General features: G+C 71.1%; 1 protein-coding gene. It reads right to left on the reverse strand.

The genetic code is table 11. From position 1 onward, the window contains the following. Positions 1-270 (reverse strand): MMPL family transporter (locus SB754_RS20435; protein WP_410784189.1); only part of this gene is annotated, 270 nt, incomplete at both ends.

A 270-nucleotide genomic window follows, 5' to 3' on the forward strand; every position in this document is an offset into this window, starting at 1 on the left:
GCCGGTCGCGCGCGCGGCCGCGTCCTGCGGATCCACGCCCTCGCGTACCTGATCCTGGTGACGTGCCGCGATGAACAGCGCGTAGTCGATGCCGACGGCGAGACCCAGCATCAGGGCGAGCAGGGGCGTGGTCGCCGACACGTCGGTGAACGCCGTCGCAGCGACCACGCCGAGAAGCGAGACGCCCACGCCGATGAGGGCGACGCCGAGGGGGAGCCCCGCCATCACGAAGGAGCGGAACGTGACGATCAGCACCAGCAGGGCGATGAG

The organism is Leifsonia sp. SIMBA_070 (genome assembly GCF_046534635.1).
In the GTDB taxonomy this organism is placed as follows: domain Bacteria; phylum Actinomycetota; class Actinomycetes; order Actinomycetales; family Microbacteriaceae; genus Leifsonia.